Source organism: Acinetobacter sp. UBA6720, assembly GCF_002454215.1.
GTDB lineage: Bacteria > Pseudomonadota > Gammaproteobacteria > Pseudomonadales > Moraxellaceae > Acinetobacter.
Map to the genome: position 1 here is coordinate 1 of NZ_DKIK01000008.1, position 6,097 is coordinate 6,097.

Annotated in this window: 6 protein-coding genes; all 6 read right to left on the bottom strand. The window is 37.1% G+C overall.

All coding sequences use genetic code 11. The features are described from left to right. Nucleotides 1-813, bottom strand: an 813-nt coding sequence (locus B4F08_RS00655; RefSeq protein WP_291372434.1) for a type I restriction endonuclease, incomplete at its 3' end; no start/stop codon positions are given. 107 nt (nucleotides 814-920) lie between these two features. After that, entirely contained in the window at nucleotides 921-1,745 is an 825-nt protein-coding gene (locus B4F08_RS00660; RefSeq protein ID WP_117007181.1) for an ATP F0F1 synthase synthase, read from the bottom strand. Then, nucleotides 1,742-2,296: a hypothetical protein gene (locus B4F08_RS00665; protein ID WP_151707763.1), complete on the bottom strand. Its 555-nt coding sequence runs from the start codon at nucleotides 2,294-2,296 to the stop codon at nucleotides 1,742-1,744. Before B4F08_RS00665 ends, B4F08_RS00660 begins: the two co-directional genes overlap by 4 nt. Nucleotides 2,297-2,298: 2 nt before the next feature. Further along, a complete protein-coding gene (locus B4F08_RS00670; RefSeq protein ID WP_291372444.1) occupies nucleotides 2,299-3,639 on the bottom strand; it encodes a restriction endonuclease subunit S in 1,341 nt (446 codons plus the stop codon). Nucleotides 3,640-3,653: 14 nt separating this feature from the next. Further along, nucleotides 3,654-5,090 (bottom strand): helix-turn-helix domain-containing protein, encoded by a 1,437-nt coding sequence (locus tag B4F08_RS00675; RefSeq protein WP_151730367.1) that lies wholly within the window; start codon nucleotides 5,088-5,090, stop codon nucleotides 3,654-3,656. Further along, nucleotides 5,080-6,097: N-6 DNA methylase (locus tag B4F08_RS00680; RefSeq protein ID WP_291372440.1), on the bottom strand; the 1,018-nt coding region annotated here is incomplete at its 5' end. The genes B4F08_RS00675 and B4F08_RS00680, both read right to left, overlap by 11 nt.

Genomic DNA, 6,097 nt, shown 5'->3' on the forward strand with positions numbered 1-6,097 from the left:
AACCGCATGGAATTGATGATAGCCTGCAATTTTCTTAATGGTCTTTTCGCCATCTGTTTCAAACAACACAAAGAATCGAATGTAATCTAGGAACAATTCTCGATCAAAGAAGCCTCGAATAACTGTCTCTAACTCCCATTCTAAAGCGGGTTTATCATCTTCATTCTTGATCGTACGCCACGGCAAAAAGCGTTCCTGATTCGCTGTCAGTGAACCAATACGAGCTGTTACACCATCACTGACTACCAAAGCTTCATTAAAGACAAACAGATCCGAGATTTCTTCTTTATAGGTTTGCAGCTGGTTAAAGGCATCCCAAATATCCGCGTTTTCATCAGTTGGGCTTTTTAGTTCCAACACAGCAAAAGGAATACCATTGATAAAGCAGATGATGTCAGGGCGTCTAGGTTGTTTGGTGCCTAGAATAGTAAATTGATTAATCGCCACAAAGCGATTGTTTGCTACATGATTAAAATCTACCAAGAAGGCATGGTCATGTACCCAATCGTCCTGTTTCTTATAGGTGACAGGTACACCTTCCAATAACATACAGTGGAAAGTACGGTTATTAATGACTAAGTCCAAACTTTCAGGCTTGCTCAGTTTTTGTAAGACTTGTTCAAAACAGCTTGCAGGCAAATGTGGATTTAAGCGTTCAAAAGCCGCCTGTAAATCAGCTTCGATTAAAATCTGTTTATAGTCCTTGCGTAAAGGGTTACTGCTCTCGGGTGCAATATCGATACCATGAACGACTTCCCAGCCATTTTCAGAAAACCAGTCTAAGCATAGGTTTTCGAGTTGTGTTTCGTTCATGATTTCCCCCTTTCATTTAAATTTTAAACTCGGCTCGCTCATTACTATTTATCTAAAATTTATCTTTTACATCCAGCCTAACAAGGCTTTAGCTTTTTTGAAAAAAGCTAAAGCCTTTGCACCGAGTTAGCAAGTCGCTTCTCTTTTCCACAAACAGTTGTATAAAATCTCTGTTCAACTCCATACAGTAAAAACTTCATATCTTCTTCGGATGATATTTCAAATTTTTTAGCAGATTTATCAAAGTTTAGATTTTCACAATATTCTTGGACATAATCAAAAATTGTGTCTTTTTCATCATTACTCATAGCCGTAAATGTAGCTAAAGCCAAAGCTATACGTTTTCTATTTTGTTTACCAACTTTTTGGGCATCATAACCATTCGATACTTTTATAAAACCTAAATCAATAAATTGTTGCACCTCCTCTTGGGTAGCTTCTTTATATAGCATATCTATTCCCTTAAAAATACTAGAAATAGTAGCTAAATTTCTAAAGATTAATCTATCTTCTTTTTTAAAATATATAGCATCAGGCAATTGGTTAATAACAACTCTATCGATATTATCTTCAATAACGAGCTCATCGCCTAAAGCAAGAAATGTCTTAGTCACATAAGATGATGGTGTAATTTTTTGAAAAAAATATTCGCTATCTTGAACTGAACAGAGATAGATTATATCTTTATACTTAGATTTTGGGATACTGTTATATTCTGAAGAAATAAACTGTTTTTCTAAAAAATCTAGGAAAAATTTTCGCTTACTAAAATTATCAACTTTAAACCAACTATCCCCATCAAGAAGATGATCAGAGGAATATTCAACCAAACTTACTTCACTAATATCAAACTCATATATTTTTTTATCAGAAAGCAGTTTGTAGAAAAACGGCTTCTTTCTTCCTCTTACACGAGCTACTAATTGATTCATTTATTACCCCTTTCAATATAGGTATAACTATTAATTCTATATGCCACATCAATTTCAACATCTTCTGGAGTTTTATAATCACACCTTGTAATTAAAAATATAGATGCTCCATGTTTTGTTTTTACATTATAGAAGTTAAAACCGAATAACAAAAACAATGGATTAAAATACAAAGCCTGTGATAAAAATGTAAACACAAACAGTATAATATAAACACATATTAGTGTTTCCAAGTTGTTTACACTAAGTGCAACAAAGAAATATCCTAAATAGCTAGGTAAAAAAATATTATTTGCATATTCAATTTCTTTTATTGGATAGCTTTTATTGACTCCATTTTCATCTAACTCACATTTAAAACTATCCTTACCCAGCTTAGAGCATAATACAATACTAAAAAATGTCATCAAGATTGGCAAAACAGCATATAAAGCATATGAAAAATATTCAGACACTCCTTGGCACAATACATACTTTTCTTTAATCAAAAAAATGATCAGCAATAATGATGTTGAATTCAAAGTGAGCAATAATCTAAATATAATGTTCATTTTCACTCAACCTTATCTTTCAAAGAAGATACATTAATTTCACCCGATAATAATTTTGGCAACAATGTATCTCTAATAATTTTTAAAATCTGATTTTCTTTTTCTATAACATTTTTTTTAAAATAAAATTTTTCAACTTTTCTGGAGTATAGTCTTCTTAAAGTTATTGATGGTATAACAACCTGAAAACTCATAATTGCTTTTTTATCACCTCTAGGCATTTTTGATCCTTTAGATGAAGCCATCATTTGATCAAAAAAACTGTCTTGGTAAATTAAATTGTATAAATATTCCTCACAACCTTCTTCTAAGACCTCAAAATTTAAGACATCATTAGAATGCCCTCCCTCAGAAGAAGAAAACCAAATTTTCTTAAAGTAAGGCCGAATATTAGAAACTAAAATATTTCCTTTTTTGAAAGCAGGTACACTATTCACTTTTGGCAATGAACTCGCTTTTTCAATTCCCTTCTTTTCAGATAACATATTTTCTGTGGAGATATAATTTTCAAGAGTTAGGTCATTTAATGAAATCTTATTAGAGGTATATTTAGCAATATCTTTAAATTGCTGTAATTCCCACCCCTTCGGTACTTCCCCTAGCTCACTTTCTACCAACTCATCAGGAAACAGTGTAGCTGTCGCTTGTAATTCTGCAAAATCTTCCTCAGACATTTGCTTCAGTTCAGCTTCGCTCTTACCACTAATAGCACACATCGCAGCAAGCTCAGGGTCTTTTCCTTCCTGCTTAGCTGCAATTTTGGCACGCACGGGATCAAAGTCGATAAACCAGCTTTTAAAAATGGCTTGGGCAATAGATTCTAAGTTTTGATTTATCTTATTATTTAACTCAATTTTCTTATCTAAACCAGAAAGAATATCTGTAATTCTTTTCTGTTCCTTTAAGCTCGGTATAGTTAGTTTAAAATTTGGAATATCCTTGCATTTCAAGCTATTAAAAACCGCACCAACATTTAAAAACTTATTTACCTGTTCCCACCATTCATTTCCTTGGACTAACCACCGTAAAAAAGGAGGATAAATTACACTACCATCCGAACGTAGTAGTACAAGGTTCTGACCTAGCGCAATTTCTAAACTGTCCGGTACATACGCACTCTCACCTGGATTACATCTTCTAGATAGAATTACATCATTAAGTTGTGGTTTAGCTTTTTTTGTCCACAAGACAAAATCTTCTTCTGAAATTAACCTAGCCCCATCTAACCTTATATGTCCATCCTTCAATTGAGGAATACCAACATAAGGATAACCACTAGCCTGTGCAGCAGGTGTTTTATGGTCACAATCAATTAAAGTCACACCAGCTTCATTTAATTTCATTTTTTGGCCAAAACTCACACCTCACCCCCAAATTCTTTCTTAATCGCCCAATAGCCCCGTGTTCCACCCACACGCTCAAGCCAACCCGCATCTTTTAAACTCTCTAAATGCTTCTGTATGGCTGACTTATGAATCCCCAATTGCTCAATCATTTGACGATAAGAAATTTTCGGCTGTTTCTGGATCAAGGCTAAAATTTGGATTTGCCGTTCAGTTAAAGCATGGCTTTCGATTGTACCACTGACTATACCACCTAATTCCTTGATTGTACCACCCATTGTACCACCTACCGCATCACTGACAGGTTCGATCACAGGGCGGTACAACTTCACATCAAAGAAATCACCCTTTTCTGAAAATTCAGGCGTTGCCAAGTTTTCAGCTTCACAAATCTGTTTGATCCGTTGCAGACCACTGCCCCAATGCTCAATATAACCCAACTCTCTAAATACCCGCGCCAACACCCGATTACGAATTTCCGAACGTCCCTGTAACAGATCCGCTTCGGTTAAACCATTCGGTAGGCCACCTGGGGACACGATATTGACCAAATCATCATAAACCGCCACCTTGATATTACGCCCAAAATTGCTGTAATCCCGATGCACATAGGCATTGACCAAGGCTTCACGGATGGCATTTTCTGGAATTTCCAGATAGTCATAACGCTTTAAACCACGAATTTCGGCACGCAAAGACAAATGATTTTTAATAAAAATTTCTGTTTGCTCAATTTGAGAAAACAAATCGCCTGTATATTCTTTACGGTCTAAAAAAACACTCATGTTGGTGCCTTTAAATCGGGCACATTGGGTCATCACGTGTTCATATTTACCCAGCAAAATCAATAGCCCATGACTGGCATAATGTTTCCCCTGTTCTTCTACCACCAGCTTTAGGTTCAACATCTTTTCTAAAGTGAGTGCCTTATCAGCGGCTTTGAAAGCAGCTTCCAATACGGTTAAATCTAGCTTTTCTAAAGGGTATTGATAATTTGCTAAGGCATCAAAACTCACATTGAGCCGTTGTAATTCCAGTTGTTGTATATATTCAGGGGATGCCACACGGTTGCTCGCACCCAGGCGGATATACGTGCCTTGCTCGCGCCCCACAGGTTTTAGGTAATATGGAAATAAACTCCCCCGAGCCACTTCCACAACCAGTAACTCTATACCTGCAATATTTTCAATATAAATTTGCGCCGCAAGTTGCGGAGAGCACAATTCATAAATCATCGAGGTGATTTTATCTTGTAAAACAAAAATATCCTCTTGAATCCCTACAAGTTGACGATCATCAGTTACACCAATCACCAACTTACCACCACTGCTATTGGCAAAGGCAATGAGGGTTTTAGCTATTTGCTGCCCTTTAGGTAGCTGCTGTTTAAATTCCAGCGTTTTGCTTTCGCCCTTCTGAATTTCTTGCAATAAAGGATGATCAGAACTCATAACCCAAGCCCTTTAGATTCTTTTTAATCTCACTTTCCAAGACCGCACTTTCAGCAAATTGTTCTTTGAGCTGAGCAGTCAAACGCAGCATTTTCTCAGCGAATGGCTCGCCATCATCTTCCTGCTCGACTGCACCCACATAACGTCCCGGAGTCAGTACGTAGTCATGCTTCTGAATATCTTTTAACTCAGCAGAGAAGCAGAAACCTTTCTCATCTTGATACGCTTCGCCTTCAAAATTTTCGCTTTGTTGCCAAGCATGTAAAGCATTGGTGATTTTAGCAATATCTGCATCGGTAAAGTCACGCAGTACGCGATCTTTCATATAGCCCAAATTACGAGCATCGATGAACAGAGTCTTGCCTTCACGGTTGGCTTTCTTTTTATCTAAAGACAAGCCATTCTTTTTGTCCTTGGTTAGAAACCAGATACAGGCTGGAATTTGCGTGTTGGTAAATAGTTGTCCTGGTAATGCGACAATACATTCCACCAGATCGGCTTCAATCAGGTTCTTACGGATCTCACCTTCATTATTGGTATTGGAACTCATCGAACCATTGGCAAGCAACAATGCCATACTGCCCGTAGGTGACAAATGGTGCAGCATGTGCTGTATCCAAGCAAAGTTGGCATTGCCTTGTGGCGGTGTACCATACTTCCAACGCACATCATTTTCTAGAGAAGCATGCCACCAATCCTTGATATTAAAAGGCGGATTGGCCATCACAAAGTCAGCACGCAAGTCTGGATGCTGATCATCTAAAAAGCTGTCAGCATTCTTTTTACCAAAATTGAAATCAATCCCGCGAATCGCCATGTTCATGGCTGCCAGTTTCCATGTGGTCGGGTTGCTCTCCTGACCATAAATAGAAATATGCTTTTTCTGCTCTGATGCTTTGTAATGCTTTTCCTGTGCATGTTGTTCAATGAACTTTTCACTGGATACAAAGAATCCGCCTGAACCCATTGCCGGGTCATATACTCGACCTTTATAAGGCTGCAACATT